Below are 16,652 nucleotides of genomic sequence, written 5' to 3'. Positions count from 1 at the left end.
ATAAGAGCCGCAAAGCAGTGACTACTCAGAGCAACCAAACTAGATGATCGCCAACCCGATCAACCGCTACGTCTCAACTTGTGACTGTTTCTAATTTCTCAACCCTTGTTAAACATCAGAAAAGCTGAACGAAATCGTCCAGCCTCTATTGATTATTCGTCATACGTCATCGCTAGTTTTTGTCGCTGTTTAAAGCGCATCAAACCAAGTTGTAACAATTCTTCAATTAGATCTCCGTACTTAATGCCCATTTCTTCCCATAATAACGGGTACATGCTAAAAGGAGTGAAGCCAGGCATTGTGTTTAATTCATTTAAGAACAATTCGTTATTGCTAGTCAAGAAAAAGTCACAACGACTCAAGCCACTACCATCGAGCGCCAAATACGCTTGTTTAGCATACTCCCGAGCCTTTTGATGGATCTCCTCGGGAATTTCAGCTGGAATTTGCAAGGTGACAGTATTATCGATGTATTTGGATTCATAATCGTAAAAATCGACTGTTTTCACAATTTCACCTGCGACCGTTGTCCGAACTTCTTCGTTACCTAAAATCGCCACTTCGATTTCTCGAGCTTCAATCCCCTGTTCAACCACGACTCGCTGATCAAAACGAAACGCCTCTTCAATGGCCGCTTGCAATTCTTCTCGGGTTTCGGCGCGGCTGATGCCTACACTTGAGCCCATATTAGCTGGCTTGACAAACATCGGATAAACCAATGACCCTTCACACTGGCCAAAGACTTCCTCAGGCGTATCTTTCCACTTGGTTTTAACCACTGATACATAAGGAACTTGCGGAATCCCAATTTGTTGCAAAATATACTTGGTCATAATTTTATCCATGCCGCAGGCGCTAGCCAAGACTCCCGCCCCCACATAAGGGACCGCTAAAATTTCCAATAAGCCTTGAATGGTGCCATCTTCGCCATTTGGTCCATGTAAGATCGGAAAAACGATACTATCCTCTTCTTTAATCGCCGATGGCACAATCAATTCAGCTGTTTCTGGTGTCAAACGCAAATCAGCTTCAGATTTAGGGGCTTCTTTCAATAAAGCACCTTTTAACCATTGACCAGCTTTCGTGATATATATTAATTGGACTTCATAATATTCGTAATAGACTGCTTGTAACATTGAAAATGTCGACAAAATCGAAATGTCATGTTCAGCACTCTTTCCACCATAAATTGCGATGATTTTCAAATCATTTCCTCCTCTTGGTCTAGCGATCAACTGTAGCCCCATCGCGAAACACTTTTTAACAAATGCAACATCTATTCTATTTATTCCTACAGATACTTAACAGTTAGTATTTCAACAGACAATTTTAAATTGTACAACGCTTTCCCATCAGAGTCAAAATTTAACCCCTGGCGATTAGACATATTATAACAATTTTTCGAGATAAAAAAAAGACTTGAATTTCCCTACTAATTTCAGGCGGTATTCAGTCTTTTTCCTACGTATGGTCACAGCATATATCCCATCACAGGATCATACTTGCTTTAAATTAGGTAATGCATCCCACTCATCTTGTTGAACTGACCAAGTTTTAGCCGTCAAATCATAGGTTATCAACGCAATGCGATCTTCTTGACGGAATTTTCGATTATCAATCGTTTTAACCTGGTCTTCTACAACGTAGACTGGGATACTGTAAAGTTGATCCCTTAGTTCTTGTTGGTTAAAATCTAAAACAACGCCTTCCTGAAAAACTGACCGAAATTCTTTCATCAGGTTAGCCTCCATGCTTGCAACTGGTGTGGCTGCTTTAAAAAAGGATTTCCGTTCATTAATCTTCTGATACACCTTTGAGCGAACTTTTTCAGCCACTATCTCATAAAAATCATCCAGATGTCGGTAAAAAACTTTAGCCAAAGTATCTTTTTTTTCAAAATAAACAAAATTATTTTGCAATTTATAAAAAAATGGTGAATGGAGCTGGGTCGCCATATGACTAAAGTAAAGTAATTCCGCAATCTCCATCGGTGTTAATTGCTGCAAAAAATGAATGTCTCGAAAATCAATCCATTTCGTTTCAATTTCCCGTTTCGCCGCGTGACTATTATAATAATCCTCTACCGGTCCTTGACCACGAATCATCTTCAAACCAGTATGAGATTCAAATTCACCTTCAACAGCATTCGGGTCTAACAGTAAAATATTTTGAGGTTTTTCAGGAACTGACAGCGCAAAATCAGCTATACTTAACCCCTTAGAGAGTACTGAGTTACTAATTGTATCCAAATGAATGTAAATATACGCCATCGCCATCACCTCTTTCTATCCACTACTATATACCATTCTACCCCATTTCACGAACAATTTGGGCCTATTCTTTTTTAAGTTTTGATTACATTCCCACTTTAGAAACCGTTTACCAGACATACGTTTGTAATAAACTTTTCTTAAGACACTCCCGGAACGTTTACATTGAACATTTGAGTGTGATATTATATGATAGAATGAGAATGTTTCGCGAACATCAGATTGCGAAATAACATGAAGGCTCAGGAGTAATCCTTTCCAGCCTTTAAGAAGGAGGCCATTCCCATCGCAAAAAGTAGACGGTCACAATCAAGATCCAAGAAAAAAAAATCATCCTTAAAAAATAAAATCATCAATGTATTATTAGCTTTAATGCTCGTCGTAGGCCTGGCTTTAGTGTTTAATAATCAAATTAAGAATCAAATCGTCAAATGGATGTCCAACAAAAACCGCATTGAACATCTGTCACGAAAAGACATTGAACTGAATATGGAAAAAGACGTTAGTTTTGATTTCGATGCAGTGGAATCCTTGGACTTTGAGACAGTTGTTAAATCACGCGTCTACCAAGATCAGCTGTATGTCGTCGGTGGCATCGCCATTCCAGATATCGGCTTAAATTTGCCAATTTATAAAGGACTGTCCAACTACGCCTTGTCTGCGGGGGCTGGAACAATGAAAGAAGGACAACAAATGGGAGAAGGCAACTACGCCTTAGCCAGCCACAATATGAATGATGGCAGCTTACTGTTCGCTCCCTTGAGCAATATTCCCGCACCTGAATCAGCAGAAACCTTGATGTATTTGACCGACTTAGAATACATTTACACCTATAAAGTCGTGATGAAAAAATATGTGGACCCTAGTCAATCTGAAGTGATTGAAGATGTGGAAGGCAAAAAACTATTAACCTTAGTAACCTGTGATTTTTCTGGAACTGAGCGCCTGATCATTCAAGGGGAATTTGTCAACAAGGTCTCTGGTAAAAAAGCCACGACGGCTATGACCAATGCCTTTAACTTGGAAACCAATACCTTTAATTAAGAAAAGCTGAACGAGGCGTTCAGCCCTGAAAGAAAAATAGCAAAATAGTTAAGTGATGCTACTACGCTACGCTTCGATGTCCGCTATCGCTAAATGCTAAAGCATTAAGCATAGAGGCCTTTGTCACTAAAATAATTTTGTCTTACTTCGACCTTCAAAGCTTAGTGCTTTAGCACTTAGAATTTGTTGAGATCGAAGCGAAGCGTAGTGGTGCCTCGTGAAGCTGGATCCAAACTACGATATAGAGAAAGCTTTATACTTTCCTATAAAGTAAAAAAGCATGTCGCCAAGGCGACATGCTTTTTAATTGGATTGCACAACTTCTAACCACTTAGAGGTAGCCTTATCCACCAACTCAAAGGTTAGGTCAAAATCCCCTGTATAATACGGATCGGGCACTTCTCGGTACGGTTCCTCAGGCAATACTTCCAGCAGCAGGTAAACCTTCTCAGCGGTCCCTGCTGGCGCCATTTCTAGTAAGTCTTTTTTATTTTGGTCATCCATTCCGATGATCCAGTCAAACGTCTGAAAATCACTAATGCTCATTTGTTCCGAACGAATGTCTTCGCAGTGGATCCCTTTTGAACTGAGGAGCTTACGGGTTCCTTTATGAGGTGGATCCCCCTCTTCCCAACGACTTGTTGCCCGTGATTCAATCTGAAACTGATCAGCTAACCCATTATCAATGACTTTTTGACGAAAGATCGCTTCCGCCATCGGTGATCGACAAATATTTCCCAAACAAACAAATAAGACATTTGTCATCTGCTCTCCTCCAACCATCATTTTTTTGTTGGTCTTTCTTTCAAGATTTTCTTGAAATTTTTCCGAAATTTCTCACGATCACTAGTCGTGTATTTTTTAGGCCCTTTCGTCCGTTGCCCACCTTTTCGCAATTGAGCCCCGACATAACGTGACTCCAGTAACTGACCAATATTTTCCTGAGTGTATTCATACCCTAAATGATGCATCACTCTTACGCCTTTAGGCAGAACTAAAGAGGCCAAGCCGTAATCTTGCGTAATCAGCATGTCCCCCGGTTTAGTCAGGGCCACAATTCGATAATCCGCCGAATCGGCCCCTTCGTCAACATAGACCACTTTGACATTATCAGGTAACTCCTTGCCAGAAAAATGAGACAGACTAGTGACCAAGGTTACCTGGATCCCAGCAGCTTTGGCATCTCGATAGATTTCTTCTTTCACTGGGCAAGCATCGCCATCAATATAAATTTCCATGACACTTCCTCCTCTCTTGTTAATTAAGCATTTCCCTTATTTTTAGACAAAATAAAAAGCCTTAAGATGATAGGCTAGTTATTTTACGTATCGTTATGTAGAAGGTTTATAAAAATTCAACCTCTACAGTGTGAGTTAAGATGTCAGTATAACTGTAGGAGACTCTTTCGAAAGAGTTTTCACCTTGATCTAAATCGACAACAAAAACAGCTGGATATGTTTCAGTCAACGTTCCGCGATGTTCTGTTTGACGCTTACGACCTGTTTGAGCGACTAACATAATCTTACTTCCGATGCGATCTTCCATTTTCTTTTTAATTGTTGATAATGTTGTTGGCATCCAATTCACCTCTGGCAAAATTATATCATAATTTTCAGAAAATTTCAAGTTTATCACAAAATTATTCTAAATGCAATAAACATTAAGCATTTTTTATAATTGTGCCTTTTTTATGCCCTTTCACAAACTTTATTTTTCTGTTTTTGGCCGATTACCTGTCGCACCGTCCTCTTTTCCAACACAGTTAAGAAACGTTGACTTAAAATTTAAGCGTCTTATCCAACTGGCATCCCTTGCTTCGAAGCTTCCCGGCTGCCAGCTCAAACGCAAAGGTGTCTACCTCGAAGACAGTGGAATGCCTCAGTCACGATCATGTCTATAATGCATTTCGAATTTTCCTTTTAACCCGATCAACCGCATTGCAAACTTGCCCGGCAGTCAACTGGGCCCCTTCACTAATTTCCTCTGATGACTTGCCCAATAATAAATTTAACCAAACAATTAATTCAAAACCAGATAATGAATCTGAGAACCCTTTTAATGAGTCCCGCAACATCACCCCTTCAGTGCCATCCTCTTGATCAGCAGCTACTTTCTTGCTTGAGTCACCTTTCCGTTCAGCTAGTTCTTCTAATGAAACCGTTGCTAAGCCACAATTCCTCTTCTGTGCCATTTGAGTTCTAAACAGGGAGATAATATGACGTCTAAAATTAATTGAAAAGAAGCCAAGCAAACTGATTCCTTTCGATTCGTCAAAGCTTTCCTTTGATTTCCAAAAGACAAGTCGTCCTTCTTGCAACCAATCATCTCGGTCGTAACCGATTAGATGATAGCGTTTCATCAAAGCAAAAATAATCCCCTTACATGTTTCAAATTCCCGTTCGAACTCATCTGAATACACGCGGTCAAAAACGTCACGATCTTTTTTTTCAATCATGTCTCTCCTTCCCAAGACTATCTTTCTTTTCTGATAGACACATCATGTTAAATACTCAAACATATAGTTCCGTTGGATAATTCGCATAATCATCCGCCAAGAGTGATACTTTCAGCTTTTTTCTGGCTGAAAGTTTAACGGTAAAGGATGATTATTTAATGGGAACTATATAGACACATCCCGCAAAATAATTTGAACAGATAGTTCCACTGGATTATCACCGTAATTACGAGCAAAGACTGTTGGTTTCAGCTTCTTTTTAGCTAGAAGTTTAACGATTGATCATGATTATATAATGGGAGCTACATAATATCACGAGCATAATTCCCAAAAAAGAGAACATTAATTCTTTCCGCTCTTTGTTCTTTAGCTAATTGTAAAAAATAAAGACTAACCAAATTCTTGATATTAGGCACTCAAGAGTCTGATAAGTCTTTTAATAACTGTTGTAAATCATTCAATTGGTCCAAGTCCCAAGCAGAATTGCGATGGGCATTGGCTAAACGAAATGAGTTGGTTTCTTGCTCAATTTTTTTTCTCGTCAATTGGATATCCTGAAGCAGTTCATTCGCCGACTTTCGTAAAGCCCCTTTCGAAAACACTAACCACTGTTCGGCTAAATCACTTGTAGCAACGGTTACTTGAGTTAAGCGGGACATCAATTCGCCTGCGGCTCTCTCAATATAACTGTCAGCTGTTTCATCAGTTTTCGTAAAAATGACGGTCAATTGATATTTGCGATATTCTTGTTGAATCCCTGGAACGAGCTGGGCATCAAAAACAACAATGACCTCAATGCCTTCATACTTTGCATAATTGGATAATTTAAAGAGTAATAAATCTCGTGCATCTGCCAGCTTTTCTTGATTCTTCAAAAGCGTCAGCTCTTGCCAAGCACCGATCATATTATAACCATCCACCAATAAAATCTGTCGTTTCATTCAGACCCACCTCCTTCAAGTTTAGTGTTTAACTGCGTTTACGGAATACTTCATACATCAATAAACCAGCCGCCACGCCTGCATTTAGACTTTGAACATGGCCAACCATTGGAATTGACAACATCTCATCAACTTCTTTTTTTAGTCCTGGCGACATCCCTTTGCCTTCATTGCCAATAATCAGCGCAATCGAGCCAGAAACGTTCCAACTGCGATAATCAGTCCCATTCATATCCGTTCCGAAGACCCAAAACTGCTGCTCTTTCAAGGTTGCAATAGCTTGTTTTAAGTTTGTCACACGCGCCACGGGAACATGTTCCACCGCTCCCGTTGAGGTTTTTGTGACGATTGAGGTAATCCCCACAGCTCGGTGTTTAGGAATGATCACGCCATCGACCCCTGCCGCATCGGCCGTTCTTAGTATTGACCCAAAATTATGGGGATCTTCAATGCCATCTAAAATCAAAAAGAAAGGTTCCTCGCGACGTTCTTTTGTCTGAGTGATCAATTCTTCGACGGTTAAATACTCAAATGGCGTAATGCCTAAAACCGCGCCTTGATGAACCGCTCCATCTGTCAGCTTATCCAACTTCACCTTAGGTGCCCAAGAAACTGGCACTGAAAATTCGGCAGCTAGCTCTTTCAATTCCTGAATTTTAGAGCCACTTAAATCATCTTGTAAGAACAATTTATTGCCGCGATTATTTTTTAATGACTCCACAACAGCATGACGACCAAAAGCAAAATCCTCATTGACTTCCTCGCTGGCGCTAACTAGCTCCCGACGAGGTTTGCCTTGATTGCGATCATTTCCCTTGTGTTTTTGCTGTGGCTGCTTTTGCTTTCTAACCATCCTGTTTCTCCCCTATCTTCTTAATACACCAATGAACTAGCGTTTCTAAGCGCTCTTTCTGCTCCGTTAAATGCAAATAACCAAATAGCGCCTCAAACCCTGTGGACACGCGATAGGTGGTAATATCGGCATTTTTAGCAGAGGTATGACTCTTAGCATTGCGCCCGCGTTTATACATCACTAATTCTTCTTCAGTCAACACTTCCGCCGCCATCATCTCTTTCATCAAATAACTTTGCGCTTTAGCTGACACATAGGTGGTAGCCTGACGGTGAAGCATATTCGGCTTGGTCTGCCCCTGTCGAATCAAATAATCACGAATGTAGATTTCATAAATCGCATCCCCTACATAAGCTAATGCTAAACCGTTTAACAATTTAAAATCCTTGGTTTCTTTCATTAATTGCGTCTCCATCTGGTCCCCTGTGGGGTATCTTCTAATGTAATGCCTTGCTCTTTTAATAAATCACGAATTTCGTCGCTACGGGCGAAGTTTTTACTTTGTCGTGCTGCTTCACGTTCAGCCATCAATTGATCAATCGCCTCATCTAACAGCTCTTGACTGCCCAGCTCAATCCCAAAAATGCCTAGCCATTCCGTCAATAACCCTAAAGCTTGCTGACTAACAACCAAGGAAATCTGTGACCCTTGATTGTAACTGTTTAACCATTTCACTAATTCATATACGACGGTAATTCCGTTAGCCGCATTAAAATCGTCATCCATCTCTGCGATAAACTTGTCTTGCAGCGAAGCTAAATCAGCCAACTTAACCTCATCTTCAGGCAAACTTGCGGCCCCGTCTTTTTGACGAAACTCCGTATTTTGATACGCCGTTTTAATTTTTTGCAAATTGTTCTCAGCATCGGCCACGGTGGTTTCATTAAAGGGAATAGGTCGGCGGTACTGAGTCGTCGCCAGCGCAAAACGAATACTTTCAGGATCCCCATTCGCGATAAAATCATGGGCCGTCACAAAGTTCCCTAAGGACTTGCTCATTTTTTCGCCAGATTCCCCGACGGTTAAGTAACCGTTATGCATCCAGTAATTCGCAAACGTTTTGCCTGTTTTCGCCTCACTTTGAGCAATCTCATTTTCATGATGGGGAAACTCCAAATCCTGTCCACCACCGTGAATATCAATTGTATCGCCCAACAGTTTGGTAGCCATCACTGAACACTCGATGTGCCAGCCTGGTCGTCCAGCTCCCCAAGGGGATTCCCAAGAAATCTCCTCTGGTTTTGCGCTTTTCCACAACGCAAAATCCAACGGATCCTCTTTTTTCGCCAATTCTTCACCTGTTCGATTACTGGCGCCTATTTCCAGCTCATCAATCGACTGATCACTTAACTTGCCGTAATCGGCAAACTTCCGAGTTCGGTAGTAGACATCTCCTTGAGAAAGGTAAGCATACTCTTTTTCGATTAAGGCGTCAATAAACTCGATGATGTCAGCCATATACTCCACCACTCGTGGATGCTCACAAGCGGGCTTAACATTCAGCGCTGACGTATCAGCATGAAAAGCCGCCACAAATCGGTCAGCTAGTTCTTTAGGCGACACGCCTTGCGCTTTAGCTTCACGAATGATTTTATCGTCAACATCGGTAAAGTTAGAAACGTAATGAACCTCATAACCGCGATACTCCAAATATTTGCGAATGGTATCAAAGGCAATCGTACTGCGGGCGTTGCCAATATGGATGTAATTATAGACAGTCGGTCCACAAACGTACATCTTAACCTTCCCTGATTCAATTGGGATAAAGGTTTCTTTTTCACGAGTTAAGGTATTATATATTTTGATCATCTATCTGACTCCTTTTCTACTTTGACTACTTTCGCAGGTATCCCCACGGCGGTTGCGCCTGCTGGAACATCCTTTAACACCACGGCTGAGGCACCAATTTTAGCCCCTTCGCCAATGGTTATCGGTCCCAATATCTGGGACTGAGCTGATAACAACACGCCATTTTTAATCGTTGGATGCCGCTTACCACACTCTTTACCGGTGCCACCAAGGGTTACCCCATGAAAAATCACCACGTCATCTCCAACTTCTGCCGTCTCCCCAATGACCACTCCCATTCCGTGATCGATAAAAACCCGCCGGCCAATGACGGCTCCTGGATGGATTTCAATCCCCGTTATAAAGCGCCAAAACTGGGAGTTAAGGCGGGCCAACAATTTAAAGCCGTGCTTAAACAAAAAATGGGAGACCCGGTGAGCCCAAAGGGCATGAACACCGGGATAGGTTAAGACGACTTCGAGAGTCGTTCGTGCAGCAGGGTCGTGTTCCTTTACGACTTGAATATCCTCTCTAACTCTCATCTTCCTCTCCTTTATCATTCCTATTTTTGGTAGCTTCGAACAGCTCTACTGTCCTAGCTGATTTACTAGCTGGCTCTTGCCATCCTGCATTTTTTTATCAATTAAACTCAAAAAACGTCTTTTTCTTCAAGCCAAAACTTGAAGAAAAAGACGTTGACACGCGGTTCCACTTTTTTTCGTGAGTATGCCTCACCTTTAAAACAAATTAACGGCTGTTATTCCGTTTTTAGCTACAAGCTTTTCGCCATTCACCAAAACCACTCAAAGAGGCATTTCAGGAGTTGTCACTGTCTGTTTACACCACCCACAGACTCTCTGCAAAATAACGACTTCCTTACTTATTCTTCTCAACGTGTTTGTCTTGCTATTCTGTTTTAAGCTAAGGCTTTTTCTAAATGAGCGATGGTCTTTTCTTTACCGAGTAACACGATCGTGTCACCTAATTCAGGGCCATGCATTTCCCCTGAAACAGCCACTCGAATCGGCATAAAGAGATTTTTCCCTTTAATTCCTGTTTCCTTTTGAACAGCTTTAATGGCTGCTTTAATGGCCGGAACATCAAATTCGGTTAAGGCTTCGATTTGCCCTTTAAAAGCGGTTAGAACCGTCGGGACAGTCTCTCCTGTTAAAACCTCTTTAGCTTCACCATCAGCCACTGGATGATCCCCAAAGAACAAATCAGACAACTCAACAATTTCAGCTGCATAACTCATTTGCGGTTGATACAAGCTGACTAACTTTTTCACCCACGCTAATTTTTCAGCATCGGGATTGGCTTCTACTTTATCAGCTTTCACTAAGAAAGGCAAGGCCATTTCAGTTAATTGATCCAACTCCAATTGTTTAATGTATTGGTTGTTAATCCACTCTAATTTTTTACCATCAAAAGCGGCTGGCGATTTGCTTAAACGATCAGCGTCAAACATTTCAATGATTTGTGCTGGCGTAAAGAGTTCTTCTTCCCCAACTGGTGACCAGCCTAATAAGGCGATAAAGTTAAACATCGCATCTGGTAAATAACCTAAATCACGGTATTGCTCAATAAATTGTAAAATGGTTTCATCCCGCTTGCTTAGTTTTTTACCTGTTTCGCTGTTGATGATCAACGTCATGTGACCAAAGACTGGCGGTACCCAACCAAATGCTTCATAGATCATCAATTGTTTAGGCGTATTGGCAATGTGGTCATCCCCCCGAAGAACATGAGAAATTTCCATCATGTGATCATCGACAGCCACAGCAAAGTTATAAGTCGGCATGCCATCTCGTTTTAAAATAACAAAATCGCCACCGACGCTGTCAGATTCAAAACTGATGTCCCCTTTTACGAGGTCGTTAAATTTGAATTCCTTGTTTTTCGGTACGCGGAAACGAACCACGTGCTCACGGCCTTCTGCTTCGTAAGCCGCTTGTTCTTCGATCGTCAAGTCAGCACACATGCCATTGTAATGAGGCATTTCACCACGTGCTTTTTGCGCTTCACGGACTTCTTCTAACTCTGCTTCCGTCGCATAACATTTATATGCCAAATTGCTGGCTAACAATTGATCCACCAAAGGCGTGTAGATATCCTTACGTTCTGATTGACGGTAAGGGCCATATTTCCCTGGATTTTCTGGACCTTCTGCCCAATCAATTCCCAACCAGGTTAAATTGTCTAATTGACTTTTTTCGCCACCTTCAATATTGCGTTTTAAATCGGTGTCTTCAATTCGAATAATAAACTCACCATCGTGATGTTTCGCATATAAATAATTAAATAGCGCAGTTCGCGCATTTCCAATGTGTAAATGTCCTGTTGGACTTGGTGCATAGCGCACACGTACTTTTTTTGTCATGATCATAGCCTCTTTCTATTTTGTAATTACTAATAATGCTACTGCAAGGGCGCCGATACCTTCTTCTTGACCGACAAAACCCATTGTTTCCATCGTCGTCGCCTTCACATTAACTTGAGAGATATGACAACCACAAGCCTGAGCAATTTTCGCTGTCATTTCCGGCAAATAAGGCTGCATTTTCGGCTTTTCAGCCAAAATGGTGCAATCAATGTTGCCGACCTTAAATCCTGCCCGATTAATCTCTTGCCAAGCTTTACTTAATAATACCACGGAATCGGCATCTTTAAAATAATCATCTGTATCAGGAAATAAATGTCCAATATCTGCCATGCCAGCCGCTCCTAAAAGCGCATCTGTAATAGCGTGTAATAAAGCATCCCCATCAGAATGACCGAGTAGTCCTTTGTCATGTGGAATGGTGACACCACCGATAATCAGCGGTCGACCTGAGACGAGTTGATGAACATCAAACCCTTGACCAATTCTCATTTCCCCCCTCCACTCTGCAGACGCCATTTAGCAATCGCTTCTCCCATAATCATATCATCTGGGGTGGTCAGTTTAATGTTTTCATAACTGCCAGCGACCATGGCGATGTTCCGATTGCCAAATTGTTCAATTAGCGAAGCATCATCGGTTCCCAGATACCCCTCTGCTTGTGCCTGTTCGTGAGCTTGCTTCAATTCTTGGGTAACAAAAGCTTGGGGCGTTTGGACTTGCCACAACGTGTCTCGGGGAATTGTCCCGATCACATTGCCTCCTTCCGCCTTTTTGATCGTGTCCTTAACAGGAACCCCAACAATCGCGGCCTGTTGGCGCATGACACTCTTACTGACTGCTTTCAATATTTCTTGCGTCACAAAAGGACGAGCCCCGTCGTGAACAAAGACATAGCCTGATTGATTCTCCACCGCCAATAAGCCTTGATAGACACTGTCTTGACGCTCACAGCCGCCTACCACCAACTCGATAGCCGTCCCACATTCAAAAAAGTACGTCTCAATCAACGCCTCTACAAGAGAACGCTCATCCTCTTGAATCACCACGATGGCGCGCTGACAAGCTGGGTCAGCTAGGAAAGTTGCTAAGGCATAGGCCAAAACCGGCTTACCATTTAATTCCAGCAGTACCTTGTTGCGGGAGGCGCGCATTCGTCGCCCTTGACCTGCACCTAACAGAATCAGCTCATACTCCATAGCCTGCTCTCCTTTATCTATTAATGGTCCGATGTCCCTTGTCTCTAAGCGGTAAAACCGCTAAGAACAACGGCTCTCCTTTATCTATTAATGGTCCGATGTCCTTTGTCTCAACTTGAGACATTATGACGGGTGTTTATTTTTTCTTTTTCTTTTGATTTTTATCTTTTTGGTTTTGATTTTGGTTCTGATTTTTATCTTTACGGGACTCCTGTTGGTTCTCGTTTAATCCTCTTTGGGCATGGACAGGTTTCGCAAAAATCATCCGGCCGGCAGCTGTTTGTAAGGCACTGGTTACCACAACTTCAATGTCCTGATTCATATAATGTTGGCCATCTTCCACGACTATCATCGTGCCATCATCCAGATAAGCTACCCCTTGTTGACGCTCAGTGCCATCTTTAACGACCATCACACGCATGGTTTCACCCGGAATTACCACAGGTTTTACTGCATTGGCTAAAGCGTTGATATTCAGTACTGGCACATTTTGGAATTCTGCCACCTTATTCAAGTTAAAATCGTTGGTCACAACGACACCGTCTAACAACTTCGCTAATTTGATTAACTTGCTGTCCACTTCGGCAATGTCTTCAAAATCACCTTCGTACATTTCTACTTGAACACTGTCTTCTTTTTGAAGGGCATTTAATATATCCAAACCGCGACGACCACGAACTCGCTTCAAACTATCGCCAGAATCGGCAATGTATTGCAACTCGTATAACACAAAGTTAGGGATCAGCAGAACCCCTTCGATAAAGCCTGTTTTAGCTACATCGTAAATCCGACCATCAATGATCACACTTGTATCCAACACTTTATACTTGCGGAATGTATCTGACGCTTTCCGCTCCAAGACATCTTCTGAATTCCGTTTATTTTTTGGGGCAAACAACTTCTTAAACTCATCTTGTCGAAGTGTTCCTACCCTAAATCCTAAATAAGCTAAAACCGTCATGATAATAATTGGAATGATGTTACTAATAACAGGTGAATCAGAGTTAAATAGCGGCACTGAAACCAGTACCCCTAATAATAAGCCCACCGCTGTACCAACAGTTCCAAATAATAAATAAGTCAAACTTTGACCACTCAAACTTTTTTCTACTCGTTTAATCGCTGCGATAACATATTTCCCAGTCGCTAAAGATATAATAAGAAAAATAATTGCTCCAATAAGTCCATTTGAGAAATAGTTGTCTAAAATATTGTTATCAATATTGAATAATTCCCACGCTTTAGGCATAAATGTGATGCCCAAACTCAAGCCCAGTAAAATCATGAAAAATGAAAATATTCTTTTTTCCAAGCTCATCGCCTCCTTTTAATTTGTTGGTCCGGTCTCCGCTATCGCTAAATGCTAAAGCTTTAAGCAGCGAGACCGTCTTTAACCTAATTGTATGAAAAGCTAGGACGTGCTTGTCCTAGCTGATTTTTATGACCGATTACGGAAATATCTTTCTTAGGGCTTCGCCTAAAGTTGCCACCCCGACAACCTCAATTCCCTTGGGTGGTTCCCAACCAGCTAGATTATTTCTTGGGACATAAATTTTTTTAAATCCTAATTTTTTGGCTTCGCCAACTCGTTGTTCAATTCGACTCACTCGCCTGATCTCACCGGTCAGGCCAATCTCTCCGACAAAACACTCAGTTGGCAAGGTGCCTTGATCTTTATAACTGGAAGCAATCGCTACGGCAATCGCTAAATCAATGGAGGGTTCATCTAATTTGACACCACCAGCTGCTTTCAAGTAGGCGTCCTGGTTTTGTAACAATAAGCCTGCTCGTTTTTCTAAGACTGCCATGATCAAGGACACTCGATTATAGTCCAGTCCAGTTGACGTGCGCTTGGCGTTGCCAAACATACTCGGTGTTACCAGCGATTGAATCTCCACTAAAATAGGTCGAGTTCCTTCCATCGAAACCACTATCGCTGAGCCTGTTGCCCCGTCAATTCGCTCTTCTAAGAAAACTTCCGATGGGTTAACCACCTCAACGAGACCTTTTTCCTTCATCTCAAAAATACCAATTTCATTCGTGGAACCAAAACGATTCTTAACTGCTCTTAAAATACGAAAGGTATGATGACGATCACCTTCAAAATACAAAACAGTGTCGACCATATGCTCTAACATTCGCGGCCCAGCCAAAGCCCCTTCTTTGGTGACATGGCCAACAATAAAGATGGCAATTTCATTGGTCTTGGCAATTTGCATTAATTCGGCCGTCGTTTCTCGCACCTGACTCACACTACCTGTGGCACTGGAAATTTCCGGTTGCATCATGGTTTGAATCGAATCAATAATCACATAATCAGGCGCTAGCTCTTCAATGGTTTGACGAATGGCCGACATATCCGTTTCAGGATAGACAAAAAAGTCATTGCCCTCAATGCTCAACCGCTCAGCTCTCATCTTGATTTGCTCAGCACTTTCCTCACCAGACACATACAATACTTTGCCACCGCTTTGATGTAGTTGCTGGGAGACTTGCAACAGTAACGTCGATTTCCCGATCCCTGGATCGCCACCAATTAACACTAACGACCCTGGAACAACACCGCCACCTAAGACCCGATTTAATTCGTCTAACTTGGTCTTGACTCGCGGTTCTTTTTTAGCACTGACATCGCCAAGTTTTTGAGCAGTTGATCGCCTGCCAGTCATACTGACACGACTATTCCGAGTTGCTTCCTCTTGAATCTTAACTTCCAGCATCTCATTCCACGTGCCACAATTTGGACAGCGGCCTAAATATTTCGGCGAAATATAGCCACAAGCCTGACATTCAAATTGTGTTTTTGCTTTTTTGGCCACATTATCCCTCTTTCTTCACTATAGACGTTGAATGCGTTAATTTTATGAAAAATCTTAGAAAAAGAGTGTAAACACTCCAATATTTTTCCGAACTTTACAAAAATCTATACTTTTTTCAATCTATCCTTTATTTTAACATAACACTTGCTAATCCGCCCCATATTAACCTGTTCTTTTGTTGATTTTAATTAAAAATTAGCGATTTGCCCAAACAAAAGAAAAACAAGTCGAGGTCTTGATAAAAGACCAGGACTTGCCCTCTCATTTTTAACTACTTGCCAGAAGAACCAAAGCCACCGGTCCGTTCGCCAACGGTCACATCTTGGTCTGCTTTTAAGAATGGCAGAAAAATCCCTTGACCAATTCGCTCCCCTTTTTTGATCACCTTGTCCGTTAAGCCAAAGTTAATAAATTGAAACATAATGTGTCCCTCATTATCAGCATTATCGTAATAGTCGCTGTCAATGACGCCTACGCCATTACCTAAAAGTAAAAAGTTTTTAAGGGGATTACTTGAGCGATTACACAATTGTAAAAACTCATCTTCCCCCATATACGCCTTAATTCCAGTAGATACTAACACCGGTTTAACTTCTTTAACCATCTTTTCATCTAGCAACACGGCGTCACCTTTCAACGCCGCCTTGAGCACTGTGCCAATCCCCTGTTTCCAAATGGTCGGAATTACCACATCAACGGCCGCTTCAAAATCATACCCTGCTGCGTTTTTAGTCGCACGTACTGGCAGATTAACATCTTTAAAAGTTGTTACTTTTTCAAATCCTCTTAGTTTGCTCATGTAAATCCCCTATCTCTCTTTAAGTTCATCTCTTAGTTTACTCGAAACAGAGAGAGATTTAAAGTCGGAATCAGTTTGTCTCGTCTCAATTGCCCTTAAATTGA

The 16,652-nt window shown here is 41.7% G+C and carries 18 protein-coding genes and 1 other annotated feature; of the genes, 1 reads left to right on the top strand and 17 read right to left on the bottom strand.

The genetic code is table 11. From position 1 onward, the window contains the following. Positions 1-152 precede the first annotated feature (152 nt). Together I6N95_RS20555 and I6N95_RS20550 are read right to left on the bottom strand one after the other, a co-directional pair. The gene (locus I6N95_RS20555; protein ID WP_209531233.1) at positions 153-1,205 is read right to left on the bottom strand and encodes a D-alanine--D-alanine ligase; all 1,053 of its coding nucleotides are present in this window, start codon (positions 1,203-1,205) and stop codon (positions 153-155) included. Between the two features lie 291 nt (positions 1,206-1,496). Continuing rightward, positions 1,497-2,270 (bottom strand): hypothetical protein, encoded by a 774-nt coding sequence (locus I6N95_RS20550; RefSeq protein WP_209531232.1) that lies wholly within the window; start codon positions 2,268-2,270, stop codon positions 1,497-1,499. A gap of 396 nt (positions 2,271-2,666) precedes the next feature. Here I6N95_RS20550 and I6N95_RS20545 point away from each other — a divergent pair, with 396 nt between their 5' ends. Then, positions 2,667-3,314 carry a class A sortase gene (locus I6N95_RS20545; RefSeq protein WP_347340585.1) on the top strand — a complete coding sequence of 216 codons (648 nt, stop codon included), beginning with the start codon at positions 2,667-2,669 and terminating at the stop codon, positions 3,312-3,314. 303 nt (positions 3,315-3,617) lie between these two features. On the opposite strand, the gene I6N95_RS20540 is transcribed toward I6N95_RS20545, so the two are convergent. From I6N95_RS20540 to I6N95_RS20470, 15 genes are all read right to left on the bottom strand, one after another. Then, complete coding sequence (locus tag I6N95_RS20540) at positions 3,618-4,079, bottom strand: low molecular weight protein-tyrosine-phosphatase (RefSeq protein ID WP_209531230.1); 462 nt, start codon at positions 4,077-4,079, stop codon at positions 3,618-3,620. 17 nt (positions 4,080-4,096) lie between these two features. Further along, on the bottom strand, positions 4,097-4,552 hold the full coding sequence (locus I6N95_RS20535; protein ID WP_209531229.1) for a YaiI/YqxD family protein: 456 nt from the start codon (positions 4,550-4,552) through the stop codon (positions 4,097-4,099). Between the two features lie 106 nt (positions 4,553-4,658). Further along, on the bottom strand, positions 4,659-4,892 hold the full coding sequence (locus tag I6N95_RS20530; RefSeq protein ID WP_209531228.1) for a Veg family protein: 234 nt from the start codon (positions 4,890-4,892) through the stop codon (positions 4,659-4,661). A gap of 316 nt (positions 4,893-5,208) precedes the next feature. Beyond that, a complete protein-coding gene (locus I6N95_RS20525) occupies positions 5,209-5,769 on the bottom strand; it encodes a sigma-70 family RNA polymerase sigma factor (protein WP_209531227.1) in 561 nt (186 codons plus the stop codon). A 416-nt stretch (positions 5,770-6,185) separates the two neighbouring features. After that, the gene (locus I6N95_RS20520) at positions 6,186-6,710 is read right to left on the bottom strand and encodes an NYN domain-containing protein (protein WP_209531226.1); all 525 of its coding nucleotides are present in this window, start codon (positions 6,708-6,710) and stop codon (positions 6,186-6,188) included. A gap of 28 nt (positions 6,711-6,738) precedes the next feature. Beyond that, on the bottom strand, positions 6,739-7,563 hold the full coding sequence (gene rlmB / locus I6N95_RS20515) for a 23S rRNA (guanosine(2251)-2'-O)-methyltransferase RlmB (protein ID WP_209531225.1): 825 nt from the start codon (positions 7,561-7,563) through the stop codon (positions 6,739-6,741). Beyond that, positions 7,556-7,963: a Mini-ribonuclease 3 gene (locus I6N95_RS20510; protein WP_245249765.1), complete on the bottom strand. Its 408-nt coding sequence runs from the start codon at positions 7,961-7,963 to the stop codon at positions 7,556-7,558. The genes rlmB and I6N95_RS20510 overlap by 8 nt, the downstream gene beginning before the upstream one ends. Next, entirely contained in the window at positions 7,963-9,372 is a 1,410-nt protein-coding gene (gene cysS, locus I6N95_RS20505; RefSeq protein WP_209531223.1) for a cysteine--tRNA ligase, read from the bottom strand. The genes I6N95_RS20510 and cysS overlap by 1 nt, the downstream gene beginning before the upstream one ends. Next, complete coding sequence (gene epsC / locus I6N95_RS20500) at positions 9,369-9,893, bottom strand: serine O-acetyltransferase EpsC (RefSeq protein ID WP_209531222.1); 525 nt, start codon at positions 9,891-9,893, stop codon at positions 9,369-9,371. The genes cysS and epsC overlap by 4 nt, the downstream gene beginning before the upstream one ends. A 143-nt stretch (positions 9,894-10,036) precedes the next feature. Further along, positions 10,037-10,253 (bottom strand) — a binding site (T-box leader). A 14-nt stretch (positions 10,254-10,267) separates the two neighbouring features. Further along, positions 10,268-11,731 carry a glutamate--tRNA ligase gene (gltX, locus tag I6N95_RS20495; protein WP_209531221.1) on the bottom strand — a complete coding sequence of 488 codons (1,464 nt, stop codon included), beginning with the start codon at positions 11,729-11,731 and terminating at the stop codon, positions 10,268-10,270. A 15-nt stretch (positions 11,732-11,746) separates the two neighbouring features. Beyond that, positions 11,747-12,223: a 2-C-methyl-D-erythritol 2,4-cyclodiphosphate synthase gene (gene ispF / locus I6N95_RS20490; RefSeq protein ID WP_209531220.1), complete on the bottom strand. Its 477-nt coding sequence runs from the start codon at positions 12,221-12,223 to the stop codon at positions 11,747-11,749. Beyond that, positions 12,220-12,930, bottom strand: coding sequence for a 2-C-methyl-D-erythritol 4-phosphate cytidylyltransferase (gene ispD, locus I6N95_RS20485; protein ID WP_209531219.1), 711 nt, complete (start codon positions 12,928-12,930; stop codon positions 12,220-12,222). The genes ispF and ispD overlap by 4 nt, the downstream gene beginning before the upstream one ends. Before the next feature lie 136 nt (positions 12,931-13,066). Beyond that, complete coding sequence (locus tag I6N95_RS20480; RefSeq protein WP_209531218.1) at positions 13,067-14,242, bottom strand: PIN/TRAM domain-containing protein; 1,176 nt, start codon at positions 14,240-14,242, stop codon at positions 13,067-13,069. 136 nt (positions 14,243-14,378) lie between these two features. After that, positions 14,379-15,749: a DNA repair protein RadA gene (radA, locus tag I6N95_RS20475; protein WP_209531217.1), complete on the bottom strand. Its 1,371-nt coding sequence runs from the start codon at positions 15,747-15,749 to the stop codon at positions 14,379-14,381. Positions 15,750-16,020: 271 nt separating this feature from the next. Beyond that, entirely contained in the window at positions 16,021-16,548 is a 528-nt protein-coding gene (locus I6N95_RS20470) for a dCTP deaminase/dUTPase family protein (RefSeq protein WP_209531216.1), read from the bottom strand. Positions 16,549-16,652 lie beyond the last annotated feature (104 nt).

The sequence above is a fragment of the Vagococcus allomyrinae genome (assembly GCF_017829975.1).
Taxonomy (GTDB): domain Bacteria; phylum Bacillota; class Bacilli; order Lactobacillales; family Vagococcaceae; genus Vagococcus_D; species Vagococcus_D allomyrinae.
Note: the sequence above shows the minus strand (reverse complement) of the source record. Positions and strands in the feature narration are given on the sequence as shown.